The organism is Streptomyces sp. NPDC018031, from assembly GCF_044327625.1.
Taxonomy (GTDB): domain Bacteria; phylum Actinomycetota; class Actinomycetes; order Streptomycetales; family Streptomycetaceae; genus Streptomyces.
In genome coordinates this window covers 834,460-859,605 of the sequence record NZ_JBIRFT010000002.1, presented here as the reverse complement: position 1 = coordinate 859,605, position 25,146 = coordinate 834,460, and the positions used below count along the sequence as shown (strand labels likewise).

Here is a 25,146-nt window from a genome sequence, read left to right as displayed (position 1 = left end):
CCGCGGGTCAGCGGGCGCCCGCGCGGAGGTAGTGCTCGACCGGCCGGGTCGCGGCGCCCAGGGCGGCCGCGTCCGGACCCAGGCGGCACAGTTCGACACCGGCGGGCGCGGCGGACCGGCGCAGCGAGCGGGCCGCCACCGCCTCCCGGATGACGGGCAGCCGGTGGGCGCCGAGCAGCGCGCCGGCCCAGCCGCCGAGGATGATCCGTTCCGGGTTGAAGAGGTCCACCAGGAGGGCCAGCCCGGTACCGAGGTACTCGGTGGTCTCGTCCACCACGCGCCGGGCGGCGGCGGACCCGTCCGCGGCGGCGACCAGTGCCGCGAAGGCGGCCTCGGCGTCCTCGCCGCGCACCGGGCGGCCCCGCCGGGCCTGGCGGTAGCGCTCCAGGACCGCGTCGGCTCCCAGGTACGCCTCCAGGCAGCCGCGGGCGCCGCACCGGCAGCGACGGCCGTCCGGCCGCGCCGTGGTGTGGCCCCAGCGGCTGGTGCGGCAGCCGGCGGCCGGGCGGGCGGGGTGCCGGCCGCGGGTGAGCACGGAGGCGTCGACGCTCGTCCCGACCCGGGCGAAGACCGCGTGCCGGGTTCCACGGCCCGCGCCCCGCCACATCTCGGCCTGGCCGAGGGCGTGGCCGCTGTCGTCGATGAAGACCGGCAGGCCGGAGCCGGCGCTCAGTAACCGCCGCAGCAGCGCGGTCTCCTGGCCGGCCGGACGGGCGCGGGCGGCCGCGGCCGGGACGGGGGCGGCCGGGCCCCGGGCCGGGGGGTGGCAGGCGGTGGCCACGGCGACGCCGAGCACTTCCGCCCGGGGGACGCCGGCGGTGTCGAGGACGGTGCGCAGCCCGGTGAGGGTGTGGCGGATGATCAGGCCGGTGTCATGGCGGCCGGACCGCAGCGGGTAGTCGGCCTTCGCCCGCGAAGCGAGAGCCAGGTCGAAGAGTTCGACGCGAACCCGGTCGCGGGTGGCGTCGACCCCGATGACGTGCCGGTGGCCGGGCGCGACGCGCAGCAGGGCCGGATGTCCGGCGCCGGCACCGGCCTCGGTGACGGCTCCCTCGCGGAGCAGGTCGGTGAGGGTCGCGTTCACCGTGGCCGCCGCCAGGCCGGTGCGGCGGGCGAGTTCCGCCCTGCTCAGCGGGGCGTCGAAGTACAGGGCCCACAGGAGTGAGGAGCGGTCGCCGGACCGCGGATCGCACGCCATGGCCCGCTGCCGGGCTGCCACCATGTGCCACCTCCGGTGGCACATGATTCGAGCCCGGTTTGAAGTGTGTCAACAGGTCTGGATCCGTTTGCCTCGAAGAAGTTGACCCGCTCCGGCCGCCTGCGGCAGCCGAAAGGGCATCAGCTCCGCACCGATCAGGGCATATGGTTCCGGGCGCGCCCCGGGGTCACCGCGGCGACGGCCGGGGCGGTTCACTTCTTGAAAAACCCGTGTGCCGGTGGGGCCGGGCGGGGCCGGCGGCTCACGCGGCCGGCCGCCCCCCTCATTCGCCCCGGAACAGCTCCAGCAGGTCCTGGCGCCCGAAGACCCCGGCGGCCTCGATCGCCGAGGGCGTGCCGGCCGCCGGATCGGCGCCGTGCTCGAGGAGCAGCCTGACCACCTCGTCCTCGCCCTTGAACACCGCGCCGGCGAGCGGGGTCTGCCCCCGGTCGTTGGCCCGGTCGGGGTCGGCCCCGCGCTCCAGAAGCGCCGACACGGCCTCGCGGTGGCCGTGGTAGGCGGCGAGCATGATCAGCGAGTCGCCCTTGTCGTTGGTGAGGTTCACCGGGACGCCCGCGTCCACGTACGCGGCGAGGGTGTCGGTGTCTCCGTGCCGGGCCAGGTCGAAGACCTTGGCGGCCAGTTGGAGGACCTCGGGGTCGTGCGCGGGCTCGGTCTCGGCGTTCGGTTCGTTCATGGCTTCCACCCTACGGATCGGCGCCGCTCGCGGGCCTCGCGCGGCCCGGCGGAGCGATTCAACGGACGAAGTGAGCTAAATCTCGATATATGTTCCATTTGCGACTTTGCACTGATGGATACATGCTGTGACCTGGGCACCACGTGTGGTGACCGATCCCGACCAAGCCAGGAGAACTGTCATGATTCTGTCCATCTCCGGAGTCGTCCTTCTCGGCGTGATCGTCTTCGTGTTCCTCCGCAAGGGCGGTCTCAAAACCTCCCACATGGTCATCAGCGCCCTGTTCGGCTTCTATCTGGCCAGCACCGCCATCGCCCCGAGCATCAAGGCCGGCGGCGCCAGCCTGGCCGGACTGCTGGGCGGGATCAAGATCTGACGTGTTCCGCCGACCACCCCTCCCCCGCGCCCTGGCCGACGGAGCCGTCGACGTCCTCCACCCGCTGGTCACCGTCTCCCGCGGGGTACGGCGGCTGTCGGCCCGGACCCGGCAGACCTGGGACCGGACCCCGAAGGACCGGCGCGGCCCCCTGGTACTGATGGGGATGACCGCCGTCCTGGTGGTCGGCCTCGTCCCCTACGGACCGGTGCTGGCGCTGCTGGGCCTGATGGCCGCGGCCGGCTGGGCCGGGCGCGGCGAGCCGGCCTTGGCCGCAGGCCCGGACCCGGCCGGGGCCGAACGCCTCCAGACGCTGTACGACGCTCTGGTGCCGTACTTCTCGGTCCCGCAGGACACCGATCCGCTGTACCGGCACGGCGGTGAGTGGCAGGCGGCGTTCGACGAGCACGCCTTCGACGACAGCGGCCGGCTGGTCCGGCTGCGGCTGCGCTACCCGGCGTACTTCACCGACGCGGAGCCGGAGTCCCGCGCCCGCGTGGAGCAGTTGCTGCGCAGCAAGTCCGGTCGCGGCCGGGAGTACCTCTTCGCCTGGGACGAGGAGGGCAACCGGCTGGAGGTGAGCGTGCTGCCCCCGCTGCCCGGCGACATCCCCGCCCAGCGTTTCGTGACCTCGGCGGGCGAGACCGTGCTCGGCTTCACCGACCCGGCGGGAATGCCCCGCACCCTGCCGCTGACCGGCGCGGACGGCACCGGGCCCCGGGACGTGCCGGCCGTGGTGTGGCGGACCGGGTCCCGCTCCACCGAACAGCACCTGCTGGTCCTCGGGCAGCCGAGCAGCGGGGTCACCACGCTGCTGCGGTCCATCGCGCTGCAGGCGCTGCACACCGGCGACGTGCTGGTGATGGACGGCGCGGGCACCGCCGACTACGCCTTTCTGACCGGCCGTTCGGGCGTGCTGGCGGTGGAGAGCGGACTGACCGGGACGCTCGCCACCCTGGAGTGGGCGGCGCACGAGACCGAGCGGCGGCTGATCGCCACCAACCGCGCCCGGCAGTTGGGCCACGCCCTGCCCGGTGACGTCCACCGGCCGCTGTGGATCATCGTGGACCGGCCCACCGAGCTGAGCCGGCTGGCCTCCGCCGACCGGCGCACCGATCCGCAGCGGCTGCTCGAGGTGCCGCTGCGGCAGGGGCGGGCGGCCAACGTCACGGTGGTGGTGGCCGATCAGTGCGACAGCGCCGAGGCGCTGGCCCTGCCGGTGCTCACCCACACCCGGGCCCGGGTACTGCTGGGCGTGGCCGGGCCCGACCAGGTGCGGGCGGTGCTCGGCGCCCCGCCGCGCACCACACCGGTCGACGAGGTGCCGCCGGGCCGCGGCTACGTCCGGCTGGGCGGCGGCCCGGTGCACCGGCTCCAGGTGCCGGCCACCCCGGACCCGTTCGACCCCGGTGCGGCCGAACCACTCCGCCGGGCGGTCCTGGAGCTGCTGCCGGAGCCCACCGGGCCGGTGGAGGAGGCGCCCGACGGGCGGCGGCCGGACGACGACGGGGCGCTGCCGGCGACGGCCTCGTCGCCGTAGCCCGGCGGTGCCCGGTGCCCGCCCGCTCCGCTCAGGCCACGTAGCTGCGCGGCAGGTCCGCTTCCACGGCCGCACCGGTGGCGACCAGCCGCGCGGCGTCGGCGAGCCGGGAGGCGGCCTGCTCGGCGACCGCGCCGCTGACCGTGAACGGCAGCCGCACGTACCCCTCGAAGGCGCCGTCCACCCCGAACCGCGGCCCGGAGGGCACCCGCACCCCCAGCCGCTCCGCCACTTCCGCGATCCGCGAGCCGGAGAGTCCGCCGGTGCGGGTCCACAGGGTCAGCCCGCCGCGCGGCACGGTGAACTCCCAGTCCGGGAGGTGCTTGCGGACGGCCGAAACCACCGCCTCCCGGTTCTCCCTCGCCTGCTCGCGGCGGAGCGCCACGGCACTGTCCCAGCCACCGGTGTTCAGCAGCCAGGTGACGGCCAGCTGCTCGACGACCGGGGTGCCGAGGTCCACGTAGGCGCGGGCGGCGACCAGGCTGCGGATGACGTCGGGGGCGGCACGCACCCAGCCGATGCGCATCCCGGCCCACAGGGACTTGCTGGCCGAGCCGATGGTGACCACGGTGCCGCCGGCCGGGTCGAAGGCGCTGACCGGCCGCGGCATGGCGGGGCCGTCCTCGGCGCCGTCCAGCACGAGTTCGGCCATGGTCTCGTCGGCGACCAGCACCGTGCCGGCGGAACGGGCGGCGTCCACCAGCGCCCGCCGCTGCTCGTCGCCGGCGAGGGCCCCGGTGGGGTTGTGGAAGTCGGCGATGACGTATGCCATCCGGGGCGCCGCGTCCCGGATCACCTGGCGCCAGGCGGGCAGGTCCCAGCCGGCCAGGCCGGCGGCCATCGCCACCGGCACCAGCCGGACCCCCGCCTCCCGCATCAGCTGCAGCACGTTGGCGTAGGAGGGCGATTCCACGGCGACCCGCTCGCCGGGGCGCACGAAGAGCCGGCAGGTGGCGGCGACGGCGCCCATCCCGCCGGTGGTGACCATGATCTGCTCGGGCATGGTGGGGATGCCGCGCGCGGTGTACCGGTCGGCGAGGGCCTGCCGGAGGACGGGGAGCCCGGCCGGGTAGTCCCCGTGGGTGCGGGCGTAGGGCGGCAGTTCCTCGATGGCACCGGTCATCGCCCGGGTGAGCCAGGGCTCCGGGGCGGGCAGCGCGGCGCAGCCGAGGTCGATGACGGAGGTCGCGGCCTCCGGCGGCAGCGGATCGAGGCCGCGGGCGGGCAGCGGCCGGCCGGCCGGGACCGCGGTCCAGCTCCCGGCGCCGCGCCGGGACTCCAGGAAGCCCTCGCCGCGCAGCGCTTCGTAGGCGGCGGCGACGGTGGTCCGGCTGACCTGGAGGGCGGCGGCCAGTTCCCGCTCGGCGGGCAGCCGGGCGGCGACCGGGACCCGGCCCTCCAGCACCAGCAGCCGCACGCCGTCCGCGAGTGCGCGGTAGGCGGGGAGACGGCGGCCGCCGGGCAGGGCGGTCGCTTCCCGGGTGTGCTGCGACTGGAGCAGGCGGGCGAGTTGCACGGCGCCCACTGCCGAGGTCCACGGGCTCATCGGTTTGCGGTCCACCTTCCCTGAATTGGCCATGGAACTGGACTGGTCCTTGGCTCCAGAGTGTCACGCTGAGGGCCACTGGCACCAGTCGGCCCTCGCCCCGTGCCCCACCGGCCCGCTACCGGCCCGCCCTGAAGGAGCCCTCGTTGTCCAAGCCGCCCGCGTCCCGGAGGCCGCACCTGACCCGCCGCCTCGTCCAGCTCTACGCGGGCCTGGTCCTGTACGGGGTGAGCATGGCGATGCAGCTGCGCGCGGCCCTGGGCCTCGATCCGTGGGACGTGTTCCACCAGGGGATCACCGAGCGCACCTCGCTGTCGTTCGGCACGGTGACGATCCTGGTGGGGGCGGCGGTGCTGCTGCTGTGGATCCCGCTGCGGCAGCGGCCGGGGCTGGGCACCGTCTCCAACGTGCTCGTCATCGGGCTGGTGGTGGACGGGTCGCTGTGGCTGATGCCGGAGCTCGACGCGCTGGCCGGCCGGATCCCGCTGCTGGTGGCCGCGATCGTGCTCAACGGGGTGGCGACCGGCCTGTACATCTCGGCCCGCTTCGGGCCCGGGCCGCGGGACGGGCTGATGACCGGACTGCACCGGCGCACCGGGCGTTCGGTCCGGCTGGTGCGTACCGGCATCGAGGTGGTGGTGCTCGCCACCGGGTTCCTGCTCGGCGGCACGGTCGGGGTGGGTACCGTGCTGTACGCACTGGCCATCGGGCCGCTGTCGCAGTTCTTCCTGCGGTTCTTCGAGATCCCCGCACCCGCGGGCACCAGGTCGCCGGTGGTGGCGCGGGGTACTGCGCAGGGGCCGGACCCGGACACCGAAGGGGAGCCCGGGAGCCCGGTGACCGACAGGATCGAGCCGTGATCAAGGGCCCGGATTTCGAGCTTGGCGATGTGGAGCGGTAGTGTACGCCCTTGGCCTACCAGGCGGACCGTTACTGCGCGCTAAAGTGCTGAGAACGCTGGGTGACATCTGCTGCCAGATGTGACAAACCGGGCGCCTGTGGGTAGAACAACGGGGCGGCACGACGGGCGACGCATGTCCCAGTACGGGAATCTTCACCGCCGACCGGACGTTGACCGGATGACGACGACAGCGACACCTGTCCTGTGGGCGACAAGCCCGGGAGGCACGATTCATGAGTGAGCGAGCTCTTCGCGGCACGCGACTCGTGGTGACCAGCTACGAGACCGACCGCGGCATCGATCTGGCCCCGCGCCAGGCGGTGGAGTACGCATGCCCGAACGGCCATCGATTCGAGATGCCGTTCTCGGTAGAGGCGGAAATTCCGCCGGAGTGGGAGTGCAAAGCGTGCGGCGCCACGGCACTCCTGGTTGATGGCGATGGCCCCGAGGAGAAGAAGGGCAAGCCCGCGCGTACGCACTGGGACATGCTCATGGAGCGGCGCACCCGCGAGGAGCTGGAGGAGGTGCTGGCCGAGAGGCTGGCCGTCCTGCGCTCCGGCGCCATGAACATCGCCGTGCATCCGCGGGACACCCGCAAGTCCGCCTGACGGCGGAGGAAGCACCGACAAGGGCCGGGGCCGCTGCGTCGCAGCGGCCCCGGCCCTTGTCACGTCCTGTCCCCGCCCGGTCCGTCCCGGTCCGGCCCGGGCCATCACGATCCGGACCGGCCTGCCATGATCCGGCCCGGTCCGTCGTGGTTCGGGGCGGCTCCTCGCGGTTGGGGAGGGCCCGTCGCGGTTCAGACCGGTCCGTCGCGATCCGTCCTGGTGTGGGCCGGGACAGGCTCCGGACCGCCCCGGGCCGGCGGGTGCGCGATCAGCGGGGCAGCGGCGGATCGTCGCGGCGCGGCCGGTCCGCCCCCGGCTCGTCGTCCCTGATCACCTCGCCCTGGACGACCTTGCCGTCCGGCCGGCGGACGCGCGCCTGCTGGAACACGTCCCCCATGCCGCCCGGGGTCATGGCGCGCATCCGGCTCTCCAGGAACCGCTCGGCCCGGCGGTGCAGCAGCGCCCGGGTCGGCGGGAACAGGCAGAGCAGCGCGGCGGCGTCGGAGACCAGGCCGGGGAGCATCAGCAGCAGCCCGCCGAGCATCGGCAGGGTGTTCCCGCTGCCCTGCGGGGAGCCGGGGGTGACCGCCGGACCGCCCCCCGGGTTCTGCAACGACCCGGTCAGTGACTGCCAGGCCCGCCGGCCGGCCCGCTTGATCACGACGGCGCCCAGCACCACTCCGGCGACCAGCAGCAGGAAGACGGTGAAGCCGCCGGCCGCGTCCGCCACCAGGGTCAGCAGCCAGATCTCCAGCACCAGCCAGGCGGCGAGACCCAGCGGCACCAGGGTGCGGGTACGGGAACGCTTGGGTCGGGGAGGGCCAGGGTGCTGCGATGCGCCGGTCGTCATGGATCAAGTGTGCCTGGAGCCGCGTCGGAACGGGGCCCCCGGGGGCGGCGGCGCCCCGCCGTCACGCCGCGGGCCCGGCCGGCGATCGGCCGGGCGGCGGGCGCCGCCCGGCGCGCCGGGCTACTCCGGCTTGCGGCCCAGCACCCGGTTGACCCGGGACCCCACGCCCCAGGAGGTGACCCGCCACAGCGCCTCGGCGAGGATGTCACGGCTCATCTTGCTGTCGCCGCGGACCCGCTCCACGAAGGTGATGGGCACCTCGACGACGTGGAACCCGGCCTTCACCGCCCGCCAGGCCAGGTCGACCTGGAAGCAGTAGCCCTGCGAGGCCACCGCATCCATGCCGAGCCCCTCCAGGGTCTCCTTGCGGAAGGCCCGGTAGCCGCCGGTGATGTCCCGCAGCGGCAGGTCCAGCAGCAGGCGCGAGTAGGTGCTGCCGCCGCGGGAGATGAACTCCCGGGACTTGGGCCAGTTGACCACCCGGCCGCCGGGCACCCAGCGGGAGCCGAGGACCAGGTCGGCGCCCTTCAGGGCGGTCAGCAGCCGCGGCAGTTCCTCCGGCTGGTGGGAGCCGTCGGCGTCCATCTCGACCAGCACCCCGTAGCCGTGCTCGATGCCCCACTGGAAGCCGGCCAGGTAGGCGGCGCCGAGCCCCTCCTTGCCCTTGCGGTGCAGCACCTGGACGTGGTCGTCGCCCGCGGCCAGCTCGTCGGCGATCTTGCCGGTGCCGTCCGGGCTGTTGTCGTCGGCGACCAGGATGTGCGCCTCGGGCACGGCGGACCGCACCCGCGACACGATGGGCTCGATGTTCTCCGCCTCGTTGTAGGTCGGAATGATCACCAGGACACTGCCGAGCGGACCGTACTGCTTCCGCGGCCGGCCGGCCTCCCGGTCCGTGTCGCCGTCGGCCCCCCGGTCCGTGTCGCCGTCGGCCCCCCGGCCCGTGTCGCCGTCGGCCTTCCGGTCCGTGTCGCCGTCGGCCTCCCGCGCTTCCGCGGCCGCGCGGCCGCGCGGCGTCCCCGGCCGGTCCGCACGGCCCTCGCGGTCTTCGCCGGCCTCCGGGACCTCGTGGTCCGCCTGGTCGTCGCGGTTCGTGCTGCGGCGCGGCCCGTCGGCCTCGCGTGCGTCGCTCACGGATGCTGCCCCTTCTCGTCCGTTCGTCCCCGACGGCCGATCACGATCGCGGCCGCGCAGGACAGAACGCCCACCATAGCGAGCACCCACTCGGGTGCCGCACCGACGCGGTCCGCAACCGTCCGGTCGTCCCGCAACGGAATGGTCGCGGTGAGGACGTCCTGGGTGAATTCCTCGGTCCGCTGCTGGACCGTGCCGTCCGGGCCGACGATCGCGCTGATGCCGCTGGGCGCGGCGGTGACCACGGCCCGGCCGTGCTCGATGGCCCGCAGTTTCGACATCACCAGCTGCTGCTCGGGCTGGCCGGTGCGGCCGTAGGTGGCGTTGTTGGTCTGGATGACCAGGGCCCGGGCCCCGGCGTTCACGGTGTCCCGGACGATCTCGTCATAGGCCACCTCGAAGCAGATCACGTCCCCGAGGCGGGCCGGGCCCACCTGGAGCACCCCGGTGTGGTCGCCCGGGTAGAAGTCCCGGGGGACCCGGTCCAGCCGGGAGATGACCTTGCTCAGCTGCTCGCGGAAGGGCACGTACTCACCGAACGGCACCGGGTGCTGCTTGGTGTAGGAGGCGCCGGGACCGCTCACCGGGTCCCAGACGATGCCCTGGTTCTCGACGTAGCCGCGCTTGCTGGGGTGGTCCACGAGCGCGCCGACCAGCACCGGCACCCCGACCGCCTTGACCGCCTGGTCGATCCGCGCGTACGCCTCGCGGTGCTTGTAGGGGTCGAGGTCCGAGGCGTTCTCCGGCCAGATGACGAGGTCCGGCCGGGACTCCGGGTTCTTCTTCACTTCCTCGGCCAGCCGCAGCGTGGCTTCGACGTGGTTGTTGAGGATCTTCATCGGCCGGCCCAGGAAGTCCATGCCGGGCTGCTGCACGTTGCCCTGGATCACCGCGATGCGGACCGTGTCGTCCGCGTCGGTGGGCACCGGGACGGCGTAGCCGGCCGCCGTGACGGCACCGGCCGCCGCCAGCGTGACCGCGACGGGGACCAGGGGCCGCCGCCGCCCGCCGGCCGGCGCGGTGGCGGCGGCCGCCGGCTCCTCGGTCCGCTCGGCCCGTGCGGCCGCCCGGGACCGCCACAGCGCCAGCCCGGCGGCGGCCAGCAGCGAGCCGGTGAGCGCCACGGCGAAGGTGACCAGCGGGGCGCCGCCGAGTGCGGCCAGCGGGGTGTAGGGCGAGCCGGTGTTGGCGAACGCCAGCCGGCCCCAGGGGAAGCCGCCGAACGGGGTCCGGTCCCGGGCCCACTCCTGGGCCACCCACAGGCACGCCCCCCACAGCGGCCAGGCCGGCAGCCGGGAGATCAGCGCCAGCCCGGCGCCCATCGGCAGCAGGAACAGCGCCTCGATGACCGAGAGGCCGACCACCGCGTCCCAGCCGATCACGTGCAGCCACTTGAGGAGCACGAAGAAGAACGGCACCCCGAACACGAAGCCGGTCCAGGCGCCCTGGCGGGCGGTGCGGCCCCGGGTCAGCAGGGCGAGCGCGGCGACCGACAGCAGGGACAGGGGCCACAGGCCGTACGGCGGGAAGGCCAGGCCGAGGGCGACGCCGGCCGCCGCGGCGGCGGCGCTGCGCCGCCACTCGCGGCGCGCGAACCCGGCCAGCCGGGCGCCTCGGCCGGGCTTCCGGCCGCCCGCCGCTTCCGGGCCCACCGCGGTGGCGGCCCCGGAGGCGCCCCCGGCCCGCCCGGCGGGCTCCGCGGCGGCCTTCGAGGCCGCCACCGCGGGGCCGTCGGCCCGCTCCGCCACGGGGCGCTCAGCGGCCCCGGAGGCGCCCTCGGCCGGGCCGGACGCCGCCGTGCGCGGCTCCTCCGGCCGGTCGGCTGCCGGGTCGCCGGTGGCGGCCTCAGCGGTGGTCTCGGGTCCCGATGGCACGGTCGCGGCCTTCCTGCAGGTCATGGGGTGGTGACCCGACGGTACAACGCTCCGGGCGGAATGTGCCCCCGAGGGGCCAAGAGCGGTTCGGCGGCGAGGGGTTCGGGCCGGTGGGACGAGGCCGCGCCGCCGGCCGTCCCGCGCGCCGCGGCACGGGCCGGGGAAACCCCCGGGAGGCTGCGGATCGGGGCCCGGCGCCCTTCGGGCCGACCTGGGGCCCGCTGGCTGCGGGTCGACCGAGAGCCGTTGTCTACTGAGCGTCCGGGCCCGACCCGGGTCGCACCGGCCGGCCCGGCGGCCCCTCCCTCGCCCCCAATGCGCTGGACCTGGCTCCCAGCGACGGCGTACCGGCGCGGTACGCCACCGACGTTGGCCCAGCGACGTTCGACGACTGTGTGGAGACTGCCCGGTCGGACATCCTGTGGTGGACCCGGCCGAACCTACCGGCCGCCGCCCGCTCCCTGTCAACACCGGCACGACCTGCGTTGTTCTCCCAAAGGGGCAGGTCAGTACGGACAGTGTTCAGATGTCACGGCCGGTGAAGGGCACATCGTTCGGCGTACGCCGGGGCCCGTCGTCACCCCTTCGGCCCCCACCGGCCGCCGGTGCGCACCCGCCCGCGGCCCGTGTGCGCGCCCGGTCGCCGGGGCTCCTGTCGCACCGCCCCGGCCGCCGCCGCGCCCTCCCCCGGTCGCGGCTGTGCCCTCCCCGGCGGCCGCCAGGCCGCGCCGGGCGGCGCCGCGCCGTCAGCCGAACACGGTGCGGCCGGCCACCACCGTGCGCAGACACACCGGCAGCGGACCGCCCGGGGTCAGGTCGGGCAGCCCCGGGGTGCCCGAGCGGGGGTCGGTGGACCAGTTGGCCACCCGGGTGTCCGGGACCTGCACGACCAGTTCGCCGCCCGCCCAGACCGCGTAGTCCGCGGGCGCGCCGGGGACCAGCACGCCGGCGTCGTCCCGGCCGGTCGCCCGCCAGCCGCCCCGGGTGTGCGCGGTGAACGCGGCCCGCACCGAGATCCGGTGCTCCGGGGTCCGGTGGAACGCCGCGGCGCGCACCGTGCCCCAGGGGTCGAGCGGGGTCACCGGGCTGTCCGAGCCGAGGGCGAGTGGCACCCCCGCGCGCAGCATCGCGGCGAACGGGTTGAGGGTGCGGGCCCGGTCCCGGCCCAGCCGCTCGGCGTACATGCCCTCGTCGCCGCCCCAGGCCGCGTCGAAGGCGGGCTGCACGGAGGCGGTCAGGCCCAGCTCGGCGAAGGCGGCGACGGTCTCGGGGGTGAGCATCTCGGCGTGCTCGACCCGGTGCCGGGCGGCGCGGATCCGGGCCGTGCCGACCCTCTCCGCGGCGGCCCGCACGCCCTCGACCACGGTCCGCACGGCGGCGTCGCCGATGGCGTGGAAGCCCGCCTGCAGCCCCGCCTCGGTGCACGCGGCGACATGGGCGGCGACGGCGGCGGCGTCCAGGTAGGCGGTACCGGTGTGGGCGGCGTCGGCGTACGGCTCGTGCAGGCAGGCGGTGTGCGACCCCAGCGCCCCGTCGACGAACAGGTCGCCCGCCGCGCCCACCGCGCCCAGCTCGCGCACCTTCCGCAGGTCGGCGGCGCTGGTGACGGCCTCGGCCCAGTAGCCCACCACCCGGGGCCCGGGGGTGCGCGCGGCGAGCGCCAGCAGGCCGGTGAAGTCGTCCTCGCTGGAGATGTCCGGGCCGCCGCACTCGTGCACCGTGCCGATGCCCAGCTCCGCGGCCCGGGTCAGCGCGGCGCGCTGCGCGGCGGCCCGCTGGGCGGGGCTGATGCTGCCGTAGGCCACGGCGCGCACCGCGTGGTGGGCCGCGGTGGTCAGCGGGCCGTCCCGGTGGAACCCGGGCCGGTCCAGGATGCCCGGCACCAGGTCGAGCAGCGCGGTGGTGGCCACCGCGGAGTGCACGTCGACGCGGGAGAGGTAGAGCGGGCGGCCGCCGGTGGCCCGGTCCAGCTCGGCCCGGGTCGGCGGCCGCCGCTCGGGCCAGCGGGTGGCGTCCCAGCCGTGGCCGAGCAGCACCGGGTCGGTGGGGTGGGCGGCGGCGTGGGCGCGGACGAGTTCGAGCGCCTCGGCCAGACCGCTCGCGGGGCCGAGGTCCAGCCCGGTGAGCGCCAGCCCGGTGGAGGTGGTGTGCACATGGGCGTCGGTGAACGCGGGCGTGACCAGCGCCCCGTCGAGGTGCACCACCTCGTCCACACCGTCCGCGAAGCCGTCCGCGGCGCCCTCGGAGCCGACCCAGGCGACGGTGCCGTGCTCGACGATCATGGCGGTGGCGAAGGGGTCGGCGGGGCTGTGCACCTCGCCGCCGCGGAGCAGTACGATCCGCCGGCTGTCGTCCTCACCCGGGCCCCGGGCGGTGTCACCGGGGCCGGAGGCGGTTGTGCGATCGGTCATGGTGTCCAGTGTCGCCTGCGCGATCACACGCGCGGCGGCCGGGCCTCGTACGGGGTGGACAGCACCACGGTGGTACGGGTGGAGACCCCGGCCAGCGACCGGATCCGGGTCAGCAGGTGCTCCAGCTCCAGGGGGGTGGCGACGCGCACCTTGAGGATGTAGTTCTCGTCGCCCGCCACGCTGTGGCACGCCTCGATCTCCGGGACGTCGGCGAGCCGGTCGGAGATGTCGTCGGGCGCGCTGGGGTCGAAGGGTTTGACCGAGATGAACGCGGTGAGCGGCAGACCGACCGCCTCGGGATCGACCACGGCCGCGTAGCCGCGGATCACCCCGCGCTGTTCGAGGCGGCGGACGCGCTGGTGCACCGCCGAGGTGGACAGGCCGGTGGCCTTGCCCAGGTCGGTGTAGCTCATCCGCCCGTCCTTGACGAGCAGTTCCACGATCTGTCTGTCCAGCTCCTCCACAGCGGATCACCTTATGGGGTCAATGCCTCCGGGGGACAGCCGGAGCGGCACCCGGCGGCCTGACGGCCGCCCGCATCTGCACCCGGCATGTGACCAATGCCACAGGTACTGGTCGGTGTCGCACGGAGTGCCGCGATTACCGATACCCCGTCAGGGGAAATGCTTGCTGTGGTCGAGGCCCGCAGTGCCTCCCGACCCACCCGAGGGGGAGAAGGACATGCCCGATCTGGAGCGCCTCGACGAAGGCGACAACGACCTCTACGAAACCTACGAGATGTTCCGGGTCACCTGCCCGGACTGCGCCCGGCCGATCGCTCTGCTGGCGGACGAGGACGTCCTGCCCGAGCACGCGCTGTGCCCCTCCCCGTGGAACCCGTTCGGTCTCACGGTCTGCCCCGGGACGGGGCGGCCGGCCGCGCAGGCCGCTCCCGCCGACGGCACGTCCGGCACCCAGGAACAGGACGCGGCGCTGCTGCTCACCCTGCCGGAGAGCCTGGACTGGCGTACCCAGCCCTTCTCGCACATCGGCGGCCCCGGCTCCCGTCCGCTGCGGACGCCCCGGCTGCGGGGACGCCGGTAGCGGCGCCGGGCGTGCCGGGCCCCTCGCGTCCGGCACCCGCCGGTGGCCCGGGCGGCCCGCCCGCCGTTCCGCCCCGGCCCGCTTCCTCCCCGGCCGGCACCCCCGGCACCTCCGCGCCTTCCCGGTCGCCCCGTGCCGCGGAGCGGGCCCCGGGTGCGGCCCGGGTGCTCGGCCGCCGGGCACCCGGACGCCGGCGGACGCCGTCAGAACTCCAGCACCGCCTGTACCGGCAGGTGATCGCTGGGGAACCGGCCGTTCCGGGAGAAGGTGTTGATCGCCGCGTAGCGGGTGCGCACCTCCGGTGAGGTGAGGATCCAGTCGATCCGGTCGCCGTCGGGCACCAGCGGCCGGTAGCCGTGGAAGGTGGCGTACCGCGCGCTGCGCCGGTCCGCCACGTCCCAGGTGTCCACCAGCCCCGCGCCCGCCAGCAGGGCGTCGTAGACCGGGTTGCCGTGCGCGGGCACGTTGAAGTCCCCGGTGACGATGCGCGGCAGCGCCGCGTCGAGGCCGCGCAGCCGCTCGGCGATCAGTGCCGCCGAGCGTTCCCGGGCGGGCTGGCTGCGGTGGTCCAGATGCGTGTTGAGGGCGTAGAACTCGCCGCCCCCGCGCCGGTCGCGGAACCGGACCCAGGTGACCATCCGGACCACCGCCGCGCCCCAGGTGTTGGAACCGATCAGGTAGGGGGTGTCGGAGAGCCAGAAGTGGTCGTACTCCAGCGGCTCCAGCCGCTCGGTGTCGTAGAAGACGGCCATGAACTCGTCGCGGCTGCCCCCGGCCCGGCCGGTGCCCAGCCAGTCGTAGCGCCGGCCCAGGTCGGCGTGGATGTCGCGGAGCTGCGCGTGGAGGCCCTCCTGGGTGCCCAGCAGGTGCGGTTCCTCCCGGCGCAGCAGCTCGCGGGTCACCGGGCGGCGCTCGGCCCAGGTGTGCGGTGGGGTGGCACTGGCGTAGCGGAGGTTGAAGGACATGGCACGCAGCGACCGGCGCGCTCCGGGGGCGGCGGCGTGGGCCGGGCCGGCGGCCCGGGCGGCGATCGGCAGGGCGAGCGCGGCGGCCGCCGCGCTCAGACCGTGGCGGCGGCTCAGCTGGGGGGCGGGCATGGCGTCCTCCGTGTGTCCTCGGCGAGGGTCCGGTGGCCCGGAGCGCCGGCCGGGGCCGGTCACGGGGCGGGCCCGACGGAGGGTCTCAGAGGACGCGGCGGACGGGAAGCGGCCGCGGGCGGCGGGGAGCCGAACAGCTCGTGAAGGCGGGCCCCGGTGGACGGGCCCGCGCGGCCCGGTGCCCGCCCGCGCGGGGCGGGCAGGACACCGGCCCGCGCCCGCTCAGCGGCTCTCCGGGCCGAGCAGCTGCCGGCCGATGACCAGTCGCTGGATCTGGTTGGTCCCCTCGACGATCTGCAGGACCTTCGCCTCGCGCATGTACCGCTCGACCGGGAAGTCGACGGTGTAGCCGTAGCCGCCGAACAGCTGGACGGCGTCGGTGGTGACGCGCATCGCGGTGTCGGTGCAGAACAGCTTGGCCATCGCGGCCTGCTTGGCGTAGGGGAGCCCCGCGTCGCGGCGGCGGGCCGCGTCGAGGTACAGCGCGCGGCCGGCCTCGACCTGGGTCGCCATGTCGGCCAGCATGAAGCGCAGCCCCTGGAAGTCGGCGATCGGGCGGCCGAACTGCCGGCGCTCGGCGGTGTAGTCCAGCGCCGCGTCGAGCGCGGCCTGGGCGACGCCCACCGCGCAGGCGGCGATGCCCAGGCGGCCGGCGTCCAGCGCGGCCAGCGCGACGCCGAAGCCCTGGCCCTCGTCGCCGAGGCGGCGTTCGTCGGGGATCCGCACCCCGTCGAAGTGGAGCTGCGCGGTGGGCGAGCCGTTCATGCCCATCTTGCGCTCGGGGGCGGCGGCGGACAGCCCCGGGGCGTCGCCCGGGACCAGGAAGGCGGTGATGCCGCGCGGGCCCTCGCCGCCGGACCGGGCGAGCACGGTGTAGAAGTCGGCCACGCCGCCGTGGGTGATCCACGCCTTGGTGCCGTCCAGCGTCCAGGTGTCGCCCTCCCGGACGGCGCGGGTGCGCAGGCTGGCGGCGTCGGAGCCGGAGGAGGGCTCGGAGAGGCAGTACGCGCCCAGCAGGCCGCCGCCGAGCATGGCCGGCAGGTGCTCGGCGCGCTGCTCCTTGGTGCCGAAGCCGGCGAGCGCGTGGCAGGAGAGGGTGTGGACGCTGACGCCGAGGCCGACGGTGAGCCGGACCGCGGCCAGCTCCTCCAGGACCTGGAGGTAGACCTCGTACGGCTGCTCACCACCGCCGAACTCCTCCGGGTACGGCAGCCCGAGCAGCCCGGACTCGGAGAGCAGCCGGAACAGCGGGCGCGGGAACTGGCCGGCGGCCTCCTCCTCGGCCGCCCGCGGTGCGATCTCCCGCTCGGCCAGTTCGCGTACGAGCGAGATCAGGTCCCGGGCTTCCTCGGTGGGCAGCTGGCGTTCCACCGGCTGCCGGCCGTACTCGGTCATAGCGGCGCTCTCCTCCTCGTCGAGGCTTGACGGCGCCCGCCTTGAGGGTGCGGCGGCGCCGGGTCGGCTGCCCAGCCAAGTCTCCTCCCCCTCGGGTCTCGATGGGGGTGACCTGCGGCTGTGGCCGGTTGGAGTATGCCCGATGCGGGGCGTCCCGTCACTGGTCGGCCGATCTTCGACGGTGGCCGGTGCGGGGTGCCCGGGCGAGGCCCGGGCCCCGCCCGCGCGGCCCGGCCGGCGCGCCACCGCCGGGCCGCCGCCACCGGCCGGCGGTCCGCGGCCGCCGGCCCCGCCCTGGGTAGCAGGGCGACGGGGGGCGTGCGAGCCTGAACGTGTCTCCCGGCGCCGGACACGGAGGTCATCCCACCGTGCCGTTCAGGGTTCGTGCCCGCGGCCATGCGAACAGCATCTTCGTGGCGCTGCTCGTGTACATCGCGCTGACCGTGGTCGTCGACCGGCTCACGCCGCAGTCCTTCCGGCTGGACGTCTACGCGGCGGTCGCCCCGCTGGTGGGCGCGGCCCTGTGCAGCTACCGGCAGGCGATCGTGCTCGCCATCATCGACTTCGTGGTCATGGCGGGCCTGGGCGGGGTGGCGCCGGACGACCCGCACGCGCTCAACCGGATCTCCGCCGTCGTCGGCAACGCCCTGCTCACCGGGGCCAGCGTCATCGTCGCCCGGCTGCTGCGGGACCGGGACGCACTGCTGGAACGGCTGAAAGTCACCGGGGAGGCCGCGCAGCGCGCCCTGTTGCGGCAGTTGCCGCTGCGCAGCCGGGACGTGACCGTGGACGGCTTCTACATCTCCTCCCAGCAGGACGCCCTGGTCGGCGGGGACATCTACGAGGTGCTGGAGACCCCGTACGGCACCCGGGTGCTCATCGGTGACGTGCAGGGCAAGGGGCTGCGCACCCTGGGCGCGGGGGCCGCGGTGCTCACCGCCTTCCGTGAGGCGGCGTACTACCTGCCGGGGCTGGTGGACGGGGTGGCCGCGATGGAGCAGGGGCTGCGGCGGTACGGGCTGTCCGGCGCCGGCCCGGGCCCGGACGGCGGCAGCGGGGCCGAGCAGGAGCGCTTCGTCACCGCGCTGGTGCTCGCGGTGCACGGTGACCAGGGGCCCCCGGACGGGCGGAACGTGCCGCTGGCACTGGTGGACTGCGGGCACTGCGCGCCGTACCTCATCAAGGCGGACGGCACCGTCTCGGAGCTGGAACCGGCGGAGCCCGGACTGCCGCTGGGCCTGGGTGAGCTGGCGGACCGGCCGCGGACGGTGCAGCACCTCGTCGTCCCGGCCGACGCGCGGCTGTTCGCCTGCACCGACGGGGTCACCGAGGCCCGCGACCCGGACGGCGGCTTCTATCCACTGGCCGCCCGGCTCGGCAGCTGGGCCGGGCTGTCCACCGCGGAGCTGCTGCACCGGCTCCGCGACGACCTGGAGGCGCACACCGGGGGCCGGCTGCAGGACGACGCGGCGGTCCTGGTCGTGGAGCGGACCGCGCCGGAGGCCACGGACCCCGGCGACGGACCGGGCGGAGCGTACGCCGTCGGCCGCTGACGCCCGCCCGCCGACCTCCACGGCCGGGCGGGGCCGGCGGGCGGTCGGCCGGTCGCCGGATAGCGGGTCGGCGGGGACGCCCGGCGGCGGTCAGCGGCTGAACACCTCGAAGGCCACCGCCGGGCGGCCGCCGAACCGCGCCCCGGCGGAGCCCATCGCGCCCTCCAGGAAGGTCCGGCAGTACTGTTCGGGGTCCTCGTCGGTGAGCGCCTCGATGTACGTCCGGTGGGCCAGCAGCGACCGCACCGCCCGCTCGGCGCCCGCCGACGCGTCGACCGCGTGGGTCGGGTGCGGTGAGCCGGCCACCGCCACATGGCGGACGCCGTCCCAGGGCTCCAGCCCCTCGGCGGTCAGCTCCGGGAAGATCCACCGGTTGCCGGCGTCCCCGACCGCGTCCAGCACCGCCCGCCCCACGGCCCGGTGGTCCGGCGTGTTCCAGGCGACGCCGCCCCAGGTGTCGTGGTGGTTGAGGGTGATCACCAGCTCCGGCCGGTGGCGGCGGATCGCGGCGGCGAAGTCCCGGCGCAGCGCCGTCCCGTACTCGATCACGCCGTCCCGGTGGCCCAGGAACTCGACGCTGGTGACCCCGACCTCCGCCGCGCTCGCCAGCTGCTCCCGGGTGCGCAGCGGACCGCACTCCTCCGGGGCGATGCCGTCGATCCCGGCCTCGCCGACGGTCGCCAGCAGATAGGCGACCTCACGGCCCTGGTCGGTCCAGGCGGCGATCGCCGCGGAGGCCCCGTACTCCAGGTCGTCCGGGTGCGCCACGATCGCCAGCGCGCGCCGCCAGTCGTCCGGCATCGGCTTCAGCGGCTCGGCGCCGCCCTGACCCACCGGACTCGTCCGCTCGGTCGCTCGTTCCGTGCTCATCGCTCCTCCTTCAAGATCCCGACGGCGGCAGCGTAAGCGGTGCGGGGGCGGGCGCCCGCCCCCGCTCCTCCCGGCGGGTCCGCGGGCCGGTCCGCCGAGCCCCGGAAGAGATCGCCGGGGCCCGGGAACCCGGGCCCCGGGCGGCCCGACTACCTGGTCCGGGCCCGCCGCGACGGCGGGCCCGTGGATCGTCGAGTTCTCTGGAGAGTCCCATGCGCCCTCGCGTGTTGTGCGGTGTCCTGGCCGCCGTCGCCCTGTCCGTCACGGCCTGCGGCGGTGGAGGGGACGACGGGGCCGGGGACACCGCCGACGGCACCCGGCCCGGCTTCCCGGTGACGGTGAGCGACTGCGAGGGGAAGAAGACGACGTTCCACCGGCCGCCGGAGAAGATCGTCACCAGCAACGCCTCCGGCCTGGAGATGCTGTTCTGGCTGGGCGTCGGGGACAAGGTGGTCGGCACCGGCTTCCCGCCCGGCGAGGGCACCCTGCCGGCGCGGTTCGCGGACCGGGCCGAGGAGGTCCCGGTGCTCGGCCGCACGGTGATCGCCAAGGAGCGGCTGCTGGGCTCCGGCGCCGACCTGTACGTCGACGCCTTCTCCTCCATGAAGAACATGGGCGGCGCCGCCGAGGGCCCGCGGGCCGAGGAGTTCCAGGCCGCCGGCATCAAGCACGTCTATCTGCGCTCCACCGCCTGCGCCGGCCGGTCGACGGGGAAGCGCGAGGACCTGTCCGGGGTGGAGGAGGACATCACCGAGCTGGGCAGGCTCACCGGCACCTCGGAGCGGGCCGCCGAACTCGTCTCCGGGATGCGGAAGAAGACCGGAGCGGTGCGTTCGGCGATCGCCGGCGTACCGGCGTCGGAGCGGCCGACCTACTTCTTCTTCGACTACGACGCGGGCACCAAGCAGCCGCTGGCGGTGTGCGGCCGGCAGGTCGCCAACGCGGTGATCACGATGGCCGGGGCGCGGAACGTGTTCGCCGGCTGTGACGGCGATTTCAAGCCGGTGGGCTGGGAGGACGTGGTCGCCGCGAATCCCGACTGGATCCAGCTCGGGGTGCGCAACCGGGGCAGCGAGCGGGCCAACGAGGAGGCGTTCGACGAGGCCGCGGACTTCCTGCGCGGCCACCCCGCGACCAAGGGCCTGACCGCCGTGCGGGAGGGCCGGCTGCTGCGGATCGGCTCGGAGCGCACCACGATCGGCGGGGTGCGCAGCGCCGACACGGTCCGCGAGATCGCCCACGCCCTGTACCCGGACCGGGTGAAGCGGTGACCGAGGTGGCGGACGGCCCCCGGGCCGGGATGGGCTCGGGCTCGGGCTCGGGCTCGGAAACGGGCTCGGGGGCGGAAACGGGCGCTGGGACGGGCTCGGGGGCGGCCGGGGACCGGGCCGGCGGTCCGGCCGGCCGGTCCGGGGCGGCCCCGGGCGGCCGGGACGGGACCGCCGGCCGGGACGGCGCCGGTGGCCCGGACGACGCCGGTGGCTCGGACGACGCCGGTGGCAGGGAGAGGGCCGGCGCCCGGGACGGGACCGGTGGCCGGAACCACTCCGGTGGCCAGGTCGACGCCCGTGGCCAGGGAAAAACCGGACGCCGGGAGGAGAGCGGCGCCCGGGACGGCGCCGGTGGCCGGGACGACGCCGGCGTGCCGGTACCCCGCGAGGTACGGCCCGGTCCGGTCGGCGCGGTCCTGGGCGTGGCGCTGCTGGCCGCCCTGACCGCCGCCGTCTCGCTGGGCTCCACCGACGTGCCGCTGGACGAGGTGTGGTCGGCGGTGGCCCGCGGCATGACCGGCGGGGAGCCGGTGCCCGGCACCTCGGACCTGATCGTGTGGCAGCTGCGGCTGCCGCGCGCGCTGCTGGCCGCGGTGGTCGGGGCGGGACTGGGTCTGGTGGGCACCGCCGTCCAGGCGCTGGTGCGCAACCCGCTGGCCGACCCGTATCTGCTCGGCATCTCCTCGGGCGCCTCGCTGGGCGCGGTGGCGGCGATCGTGCTCGGCGCCGGCGTGGGCGGGGCGCTGGGGATCGGGCTGTCCTCGGCGGCCTTCGCCGGGGCGCTCGCGGCCTTCGCCCTGGTGTGGGCGATGGCCCGGCGCGGCGGCGGCTTCTCGCCGCTGCGGCTGGTGCTGGCCGGCGTCGGCATCGGCCAGTTCCTCTCCGGTTTCACCAGCTACCTGGTGTTGCAGGCGGGAGACGAACAGCAGACCCACGGGGTGCTGTTCTGGCTGATGGGCTCGCTGGGCGGCGCCCAGTGGGAGACCCTGCTGGTGCCGGCGGTGGCGGTGGTGGCGGGCCTGGCGGCGCTCCAGGCCCGGGCCCGCGCGCTGAACGCGCTGCTGATGGGCGACGAGACGGCGGCCAGCCTGGGGGTGCGGGTCGCCGGGCTGCGCCGGGAGCTGTTCGTGGTGACCAGTGTGCTGACCGGGGTGCTGGTGGCGGTCTCCGGGGCGATCGGTTTCGTCGGGCTGATGGTGCCGCACGCCTGCCGGCTGGTGGTCGGCGGGGACATGCGGCGGCTGCTGCCGGTGTCCGCGCTCGCCGGGGCGGTGCTGCTGGTGGTGGTCGACCTGGTGGCCCGTACCGCGCTCCCTGACCAGGAGCTGCCGGTCGGGGTGGTCACCTCGCTGATCGGGGCGCCCGCCCTGCTGTATCTGCTCGACCGGCGACTGGAGCGGCCATGAGGATCGATGTGGAGGATCTCGCGGTCGCCCTGTCGGGCCGGACCGTGGTCAGCGGGGTCGGCCTGATCGCCGCGGAGGGCGAGATCGCGGGGCTGGTCGGCCCCAACGGCAGCGGCAAGTCGACCGTGCTGCGCACCGTCTACCGCCATCTGGCCCCGCGCGCCGGCCGGGTGCTGGTGGGCGGTCGTGATCTGCGGGCGCTGTCCGCGGTGGAGTCGGCACGGCGGGTCGCCGCCCTGCCGCAGGAGCGCGGCAGCGACTTCGAGCTGACGGTGCGGGAGGTGGTGGCGATGGGCCGGACCCCTTACAAGCGGGCCTTCGCCGCTGACGACGAGGGCGACAGGGAGGCGATCGGCCGGGCGCTGGAGCAGGTCGGCATGGCCGGCCCGCATCAGCGGCGGCGGTTCTCCGCGCTGTCCGGCGGCGAACGGCAGCGGGTCCTGCTGGCCCGCGCGCTGGCCCAGGCCCCGGACGTCCTGGTGCTGGACGAGCCGACCAACCACCTCGACGTGCTGCACCAGGTGGAGCTGCTCGCGCTGCTGCGCGAGCAGCGCCGTACGACGCTGCTGGCGCTGCACGACCTCAACGCGGCGGCCTCGGTCTGCGACCGGCTGCACGTGCTGCATGACGGCACCGTGGTGGCCTCCGGCACGCCCCGGGAGGTCCTCACCCCGGCGCTGCTGGCCGAGGTCTTCGGGGTGCGGGCGGCGGTGGTGGACCATCCGCTGACCGGTGATCCGCTGATCGCCTTCGACCACCGCTCCCCCGCGCCCTGACGGCCGGTCGGGACCCGGGCCGGGGGCGGCCGGACGGCCCGGGGGGGGCGGGCCGTCCGGCGTGCCGGGGGGACCGGCCGGCGGGCGCCGGGCCCGCCGGCCGCTACCGCGCCTGGAAGTGGCTGGGGCGGCCGTCGCGCAGCACCAGCCGCCCCAGCCGCTCGGCCTCGGCCCGCCGCATCAGTCGGCTGCCGCCGTCGGCCCGGCGCAGCACCGCGGAGTGCCAGGGGGTGACCCAGACGTCCTCGGCGTCCAGCAACCGGATGCCGAACTTCGCCGAGCCGCGCCGCTGCGGGTGGATGGAGAGGCGGACCGAGTGCGGCCGGTGCGCGGCGATCAGCTCCCCCCAGGCGCGGCTGCGCGCGATGACGCCGTAGGCCCGGGAGCGGCACTCGCGCTGCAGGGCGGAGCGGGTGCCTGCGTACCCGGGGGTGTCCTCGACCAGGAAGCGGGTGATGCCCCGGTACAGCCGCAGGGTGTCCTCGTCGGTGCGGACCTCGGCGCGCAGCGCGTCGGCGGCGGGCGCGTACTCGGCCTGCACGAGCGCCCGCTTGTCGTCGTGCCCCAGATCGCCGTAGGCGTCCCGCAGGTCGAAGGTCCGCAGGTGGGTCAGGCCCTCCCGGGCGATCATCGCCCGCAGTTCGTCGGCGTAGGCGTCGATGTGCGCGTCGGGCACCCGGATGAGGTCGCCGAAGACGTGGCCGTCGGAACAGATCACCAGGGTGGCGCCGGGGCGGTGAATTTCCCCGATCCGGGCGCAGAGCCGGTCCAGGAAGGTGAGGGAGAGCCGCTCCCCCTCGTCGGGGAGGTGCCCGAGCACCTTGGCGGGGTTGGGGGACTTGCAGGGGAAGCCCGGCAGGGTGAGGACGATCGGCTCGCCGGCGCGGACGAACCGGCCGACCTGGTCGAGCTGTTCGCCGAAGGCGCCCGGGTCCTCCGGGTCCGGCGGCGTGGAGCCCGGGGCACCGCCGGGGCCGGCCGCCCCGGCGGCGCCGGGTCTGCCGGGAAGGGGGCCGGGCTCCGCCGCCCGGCGGTGCGGCAGCAGCAGTTCCAGCACCTGGGCGCTGATCCGCCGGGCCTCGGTGCCGGTGCGGTTCCGGTCCCCGGTCGCGGCGCGGGGCCCGGGCGCGTCCGGGGCGGGCCGGGCCGGGCGGGCGGCGGGCGGAGCGGCCGGGGAGGCCATGGCGTCAGTCACGGGCGCGCACCGTTTCCGTGTAGTGGACCGGCAGCCGGTCGGTGCCGCGCGCCAGGACGGCGGGGATCCACTCGATCTCCTCGGCGGGTACCGCCAGCCGCAGCCCGGGCAACCGGCGGACCAGCGTCCCGATGGCGATCTGGAGTTCGATCCGGGCGAGCGCCGCGCCGGGGCAGAAGTGGACGCCGTGGCCGAAGGCGAGGTGGTGGTTGGCGGGCCGGTCCAGGTCCAGGGTGCCGGGGTCGGCGAAACGTTCCGGGTCGCGGTTGGCCGCGCACAGCGAGACGATCACCGAGTCACCGGCCGGTACCCGGGTACCGAGCAGGTCCGCGTCCTCGGCGAGGAAGCGCCAGGTGGTGAGCTCGAAGGCGGAGTCGTGGCGCAGCAGTTCCTCGACCGCCCGCGGCAGCACCTCCGGTTCGGCCCGCAGCCGGGCCAGTGCCTCCGGCGCGCGGAACAGGGCGAGCAGTGCGGTGGTGATCTGGTTGGTGACCGGTTCCTGCCCGGCGACCAGCAGTTGGAAGACCATGGAGTCGCGTTCCTCCGGGGTCAGTTCACCCGCCGCGCAGGAGGCGACCAGCCGGCTCAGCAGGTCGTCCGCGGGCTCGGTCCCCTTCGCGGCGACCACCTCGGCGATGTAGCCCTGCAGGCCGTGCAGCAGCGCCTCGTAGGCGGCCCGGCCCGGGTCCTCGGGCCCGACCGGCTGCACGACCTTGCCCCACTCGCGGCGGAAGCCGGCGGCGAGCCGCGGCGGGAGCCCGATGACCTCGGCGAGCACCCGGAACGGGAAGCGGGCGGCGAAGCAGCGCACCAGGTCCACCGGGTCGGCGTCCCCGGCGGCCGGCAGGGCGTCCACCAGCGTGTCCGCGATCCGTTGGAAGCGCGGGCGCAGCGCCGTTATCCGGCGCGGCGCGAAGGCGTCGGTGACCAGACGGCGCATCGTGGTGTGCCGGGGCGGGTCCTGGTGCAGCAGGTGCACCTGAAGCCGGGAGTGCTGGGGTTCGGGCATGATCGAGGCGCGGGCCCGCCAGCGGTCGTTGCCCCGCTCGTGGTTCTTGCCGAGCCTGGGGTCGCCCAGCGCCTGCGCGGCGGCCCGGTATCCGGTGACCAGCCAGGCGTCGACGCCGCTCGGGAAGCGCACCCGGTGGATGGGTCCGGCGGCGCGCAGCCGCTCGTACAGGGGGTACGGATCACGCTTGTAGGCGCGGCCGCACAACGGGATGGGATCGGGCAGGGTCATGCTGCGGTCTCCTCGGTGCTCGGGGTGGCGCACAAGAAGTCGCGGCGCGCCGGGGGCGAGTTCCCCCCGCCCCCGGGGCCGTCGGCGCCGGAGCGGCGGTTCCCCCCGGTTCCGGGGGGCGGCGCGGCCGGGGCGGGCGCGGCGGCGGCGCTCCGGGGAGGTGC

Annotated in this window: 22 protein-coding genes; 9 read left to right on the top strand and 13 right to left on the bottom strand. The window is 75.6% G+C overall.

Annotated features, from left to right (window positions below):
* Window positions 1-7 precede the first annotated feature (7 nt).
* Both ACH4B3_RS10095 and ACH4B3_RS10090 read right to left on the bottom strand, forming a co-directional pair.
* Window positions 8-1,222, bottom strand: coding sequence for an ROK family transcriptional regulator (locus ACH4B3_RS10095; RefSeq protein WP_398462268.1), 1,215 nt, complete (start codon window positions 1,220-1,222; stop codon window positions 8-10).
* A gap of 259 nt (window positions 1,223-1,481) precedes the next feature.
* Window positions 1,482-1,895 carry an ankyrin repeat domain-containing protein gene (locus tag ACH4B3_RS10090; RefSeq protein ID WP_398462267.1) on the bottom strand — a complete coding sequence of 138 codons (414 nt, stop codon included), beginning with the start codon at window positions 1,893-1,895 and terminating at the stop codon, window positions 1,482-1,484.
* A 181-nt stretch (window positions 1,896-2,076) separates the two neighbouring features.
* Here ACH4B3_RS10090 and ACH4B3_RS10085 point away from each other — a divergent pair, with 181 nt between their 5' ends.
* Both ACH4B3_RS10085 and ACH4B3_RS10080 read left to right on the top strand, forming a co-directional pair.
* Window positions 2,077-2,271: a hypothetical protein gene (locus ACH4B3_RS10085; protein ID WP_398462266.1), complete on the top strand. Its 195-nt coding sequence runs from the start codon at window positions 2,077-2,079 to the stop codon at window positions 2,269-2,271.
* A gap of 1 nt (window position 2,272) precedes the next feature.
* A complete protein-coding gene (locus tag ACH4B3_RS10080) occupies window positions 2,273-3,811 on the top strand; it encodes a hypothetical protein (protein WP_398462265.1) in 1,539 nt (512 codons plus the stop codon).
* 31 nt (window positions 3,812-3,842) lie between these two features.
* Here ACH4B3_RS10080 and ACH4B3_RS10075 read toward each other — a convergent pair whose 3' ends face one another.
* Complete coding sequence (locus tag ACH4B3_RS10075) at window positions 3,843-5,357, bottom strand: PLP-dependent aminotransferase family protein (protein ID WP_398462348.1); 1,515 nt, start codon at window positions 5,355-5,357, stop codon at window positions 3,843-3,845.
* Window positions 5,358-5,590: 233 nt separating this feature from the next.
* Here ACH4B3_RS10075 and ACH4B3_RS10070 point away from each other — a divergent pair, with 233 nt between their 5' ends.
* Together ACH4B3_RS10070 and ACH4B3_RS10065 are read left to right on the top strand one after the other, a co-directional pair.
* Complete coding sequence (locus ACH4B3_RS10070; protein ID WP_398462347.1) at window positions 5,591-6,217, top strand: YitT family protein; 627 nt, start codon at window positions 5,591-5,593, stop codon at window positions 6,215-6,217.
* Window positions 6,218-6,491: 274 nt separating this feature from the next.
* The gene (locus ACH4B3_RS10065; protein WP_135337109.1) at window positions 6,492-6,866 is read left to right on the top strand and encodes an RNA polymerase-binding protein RbpA; all 375 of its coding nucleotides are present in this window, start codon (window positions 6,492-6,494) and stop codon (window positions 6,864-6,866) included.
* Window positions 6,867-7,134: 268 nt separating this feature from the next.
* On the opposite strand, the gene fxsA is transcribed toward ACH4B3_RS10065, so the two are convergent.
* The 5 genes from fxsA to ACH4B3_RS10040 form a co-directional block, all read right to left on the bottom strand.
* On the bottom strand, window positions 7,135-7,716 hold the full coding sequence (gene fxsA, locus ACH4B3_RS10060; RefSeq protein WP_398462264.1) for an FxsA family membrane protein: 582 nt from the start codon (window positions 7,714-7,716) through the stop codon (window positions 7,135-7,137).
* Between the two features lie 120 nt (window positions 7,717-7,836).
* Window positions 7,837-8,559, bottom strand: coding sequence for a polyprenol monophosphomannose synthase (locus ACH4B3_RS10055; RefSeq protein WP_398462346.1), 723 nt, complete (start codon window positions 8,557-8,559; stop codon window positions 7,837-7,839).
* Between the two features lie 287 nt (window positions 8,560-8,846).
* Complete coding sequence (gene lnt / locus ACH4B3_RS10050) at window positions 8,847-10,724, bottom strand: apolipoprotein N-acyltransferase (protein ID WP_398462263.1); 1,878 nt, start codon at window positions 10,722-10,724, stop codon at window positions 8,847-8,849.
* 746 nt (window positions 10,725-11,470) lie between these two features.
* Complete coding sequence (locus ACH4B3_RS10045; RefSeq protein ID WP_398462262.1) at window positions 11,471-13,135, bottom strand: amidohydrolase; 1,665 nt, start codon at window positions 13,133-13,135, stop codon at window positions 11,471-11,473.
* 23 nt (window positions 13,136-13,158) lie between these two features.
* Window positions 13,159-13,599, bottom strand: coding sequence for an Lrp/AsnC family transcriptional regulator (locus tag ACH4B3_RS10040; RefSeq protein WP_398462261.1), 441 nt, complete (start codon window positions 13,597-13,599; stop codon window positions 13,159-13,161).
* A gap of 217 nt (window positions 13,600-13,816) precedes the next feature.
* Between ACH4B3_RS10040 and ACH4B3_RS10035 the strand changes: the two genes are divergently transcribed.
* Window positions 13,817-14,179: a hypothetical protein gene (locus ACH4B3_RS10035; RefSeq protein ID WP_398462260.1), complete on the top strand. Its 363-nt coding sequence runs from the start codon at window positions 13,817-13,819 to the stop codon at window positions 14,177-14,179.
* 203 nt (window positions 14,180-14,382) lie between these two features.
* Here ACH4B3_RS10035 and ACH4B3_RS10030 read toward each other — a convergent pair whose 3' ends face one another.
* Both ACH4B3_RS10030 and ACH4B3_RS10025 read right to left on the bottom strand, forming a co-directional pair.
* Entirely contained in the window at window positions 14,383-15,276 is an 894-nt protein-coding gene (locus ACH4B3_RS10030) for an endonuclease/exonuclease/phosphatase family protein (protein WP_398462259.1), read from the bottom strand.
* Window positions 15,277-15,498: 222 nt separating this feature from the next.
* Window positions 15,499-16,671, bottom strand: a complete 1,173-nt coding sequence (locus ACH4B3_RS10025) for an acyl-CoA dehydrogenase family protein (protein ID WP_398462258.1) — start codon at window positions 16,669-16,671, stop codon at window positions 15,499-15,501.
* Between the two features lie 368 nt (window positions 16,672-17,039).
* On the opposite strand from ACH4B3_RS10025, the gene ACH4B3_RS10020 reads away from it, so the two are divergent.
* Window positions 17,040-18,224 (top strand): PP2C family protein-serine/threonine phosphatase, encoded by a 1,185-nt coding sequence (locus ACH4B3_RS10020; protein ID WP_398462257.1) that lies wholly within the window; start codon window positions 17,040-17,042, stop codon window positions 18,222-18,224.
* 90 nt (window positions 18,225-18,314) lie between these two features.
* On the opposite strand, the gene ACH4B3_RS10015 is transcribed toward ACH4B3_RS10020, so the two are convergent.
* The gene (locus ACH4B3_RS10015; protein ID WP_398462256.1) at window positions 18,315-19,094 is read right to left on the bottom strand and encodes a PIG-L deacetylase family protein; all 780 of its coding nucleotides are present in this window, start codon (window positions 19,092-19,094) and stop codon (window positions 18,315-18,317) included.
* A 212-nt stretch (window positions 19,095-19,306) separates the two neighbouring features.
* Here ACH4B3_RS10015 and ACH4B3_RS10010 point away from each other — a divergent pair, with 212 nt between their 5' ends.
* The 3 genes from ACH4B3_RS10010 (at window position 19,307) to ACH4B3_RS10000 (ending at window position 22,547) form a co-directional block, all read left to right on the top strand.
* The gene (locus tag ACH4B3_RS10010; protein WP_398462255.1) at window positions 19,307-20,365 is read left to right on the top strand and encodes an ABC transporter substrate-binding protein; all 1,059 of its coding nucleotides are present in this window, start codon (window positions 19,307-19,309) and stop codon (window positions 20,363-20,365) included.
* A 371-nt stretch (window positions 20,366-20,736) separates the two neighbouring features.
* Window positions 20,737-21,771 (top strand): FecCD family ABC transporter permease, encoded by a 1,035-nt coding sequence (locus ACH4B3_RS10005; protein WP_398462254.1) that lies wholly within the window; start codon window positions 20,737-20,739, stop codon window positions 21,769-21,771.
* Window positions 21,768-22,547: an ABC transporter ATP-binding protein gene (locus ACH4B3_RS10000; RefSeq protein WP_398462253.1), complete on the top strand. Its 780-nt coding sequence runs from the start codon at window positions 21,768-21,770 to the stop codon at window positions 22,545-22,547. Before ACH4B3_RS10005 ends, ACH4B3_RS10000 begins: the two co-directional genes overlap by 4 nt.
* 103 nt (window positions 22,548-22,650) lie before the next feature.
* Here ACH4B3_RS10000 and ACH4B3_RS09995 read toward each other — a convergent pair whose 3' ends face one another.
* Window positions 22,651-23,742, bottom strand: a complete 1,092-nt coding sequence (locus ACH4B3_RS09995; protein WP_398462252.1) for an L-tyrosine/L-tryptophan isonitrile synthase family protein — start codon at window positions 23,740-23,742, stop codon at window positions 22,651-22,653.
* The gene (locus tag ACH4B3_RS09990) at window positions 23,735-24,982 is read right to left on the bottom strand and encodes a cytochrome P450 (protein WP_398462251.1); all 1,248 of its coding nucleotides are present in this window, start codon (window positions 24,980-24,982) and stop codon (window positions 23,735-23,737) included. Before ACH4B3_RS09990 ends, ACH4B3_RS09995 begins: the two co-directional genes overlap by 8 nt.
* Window positions 24,983-25,146: the final 164 nt, after the last annotated feature.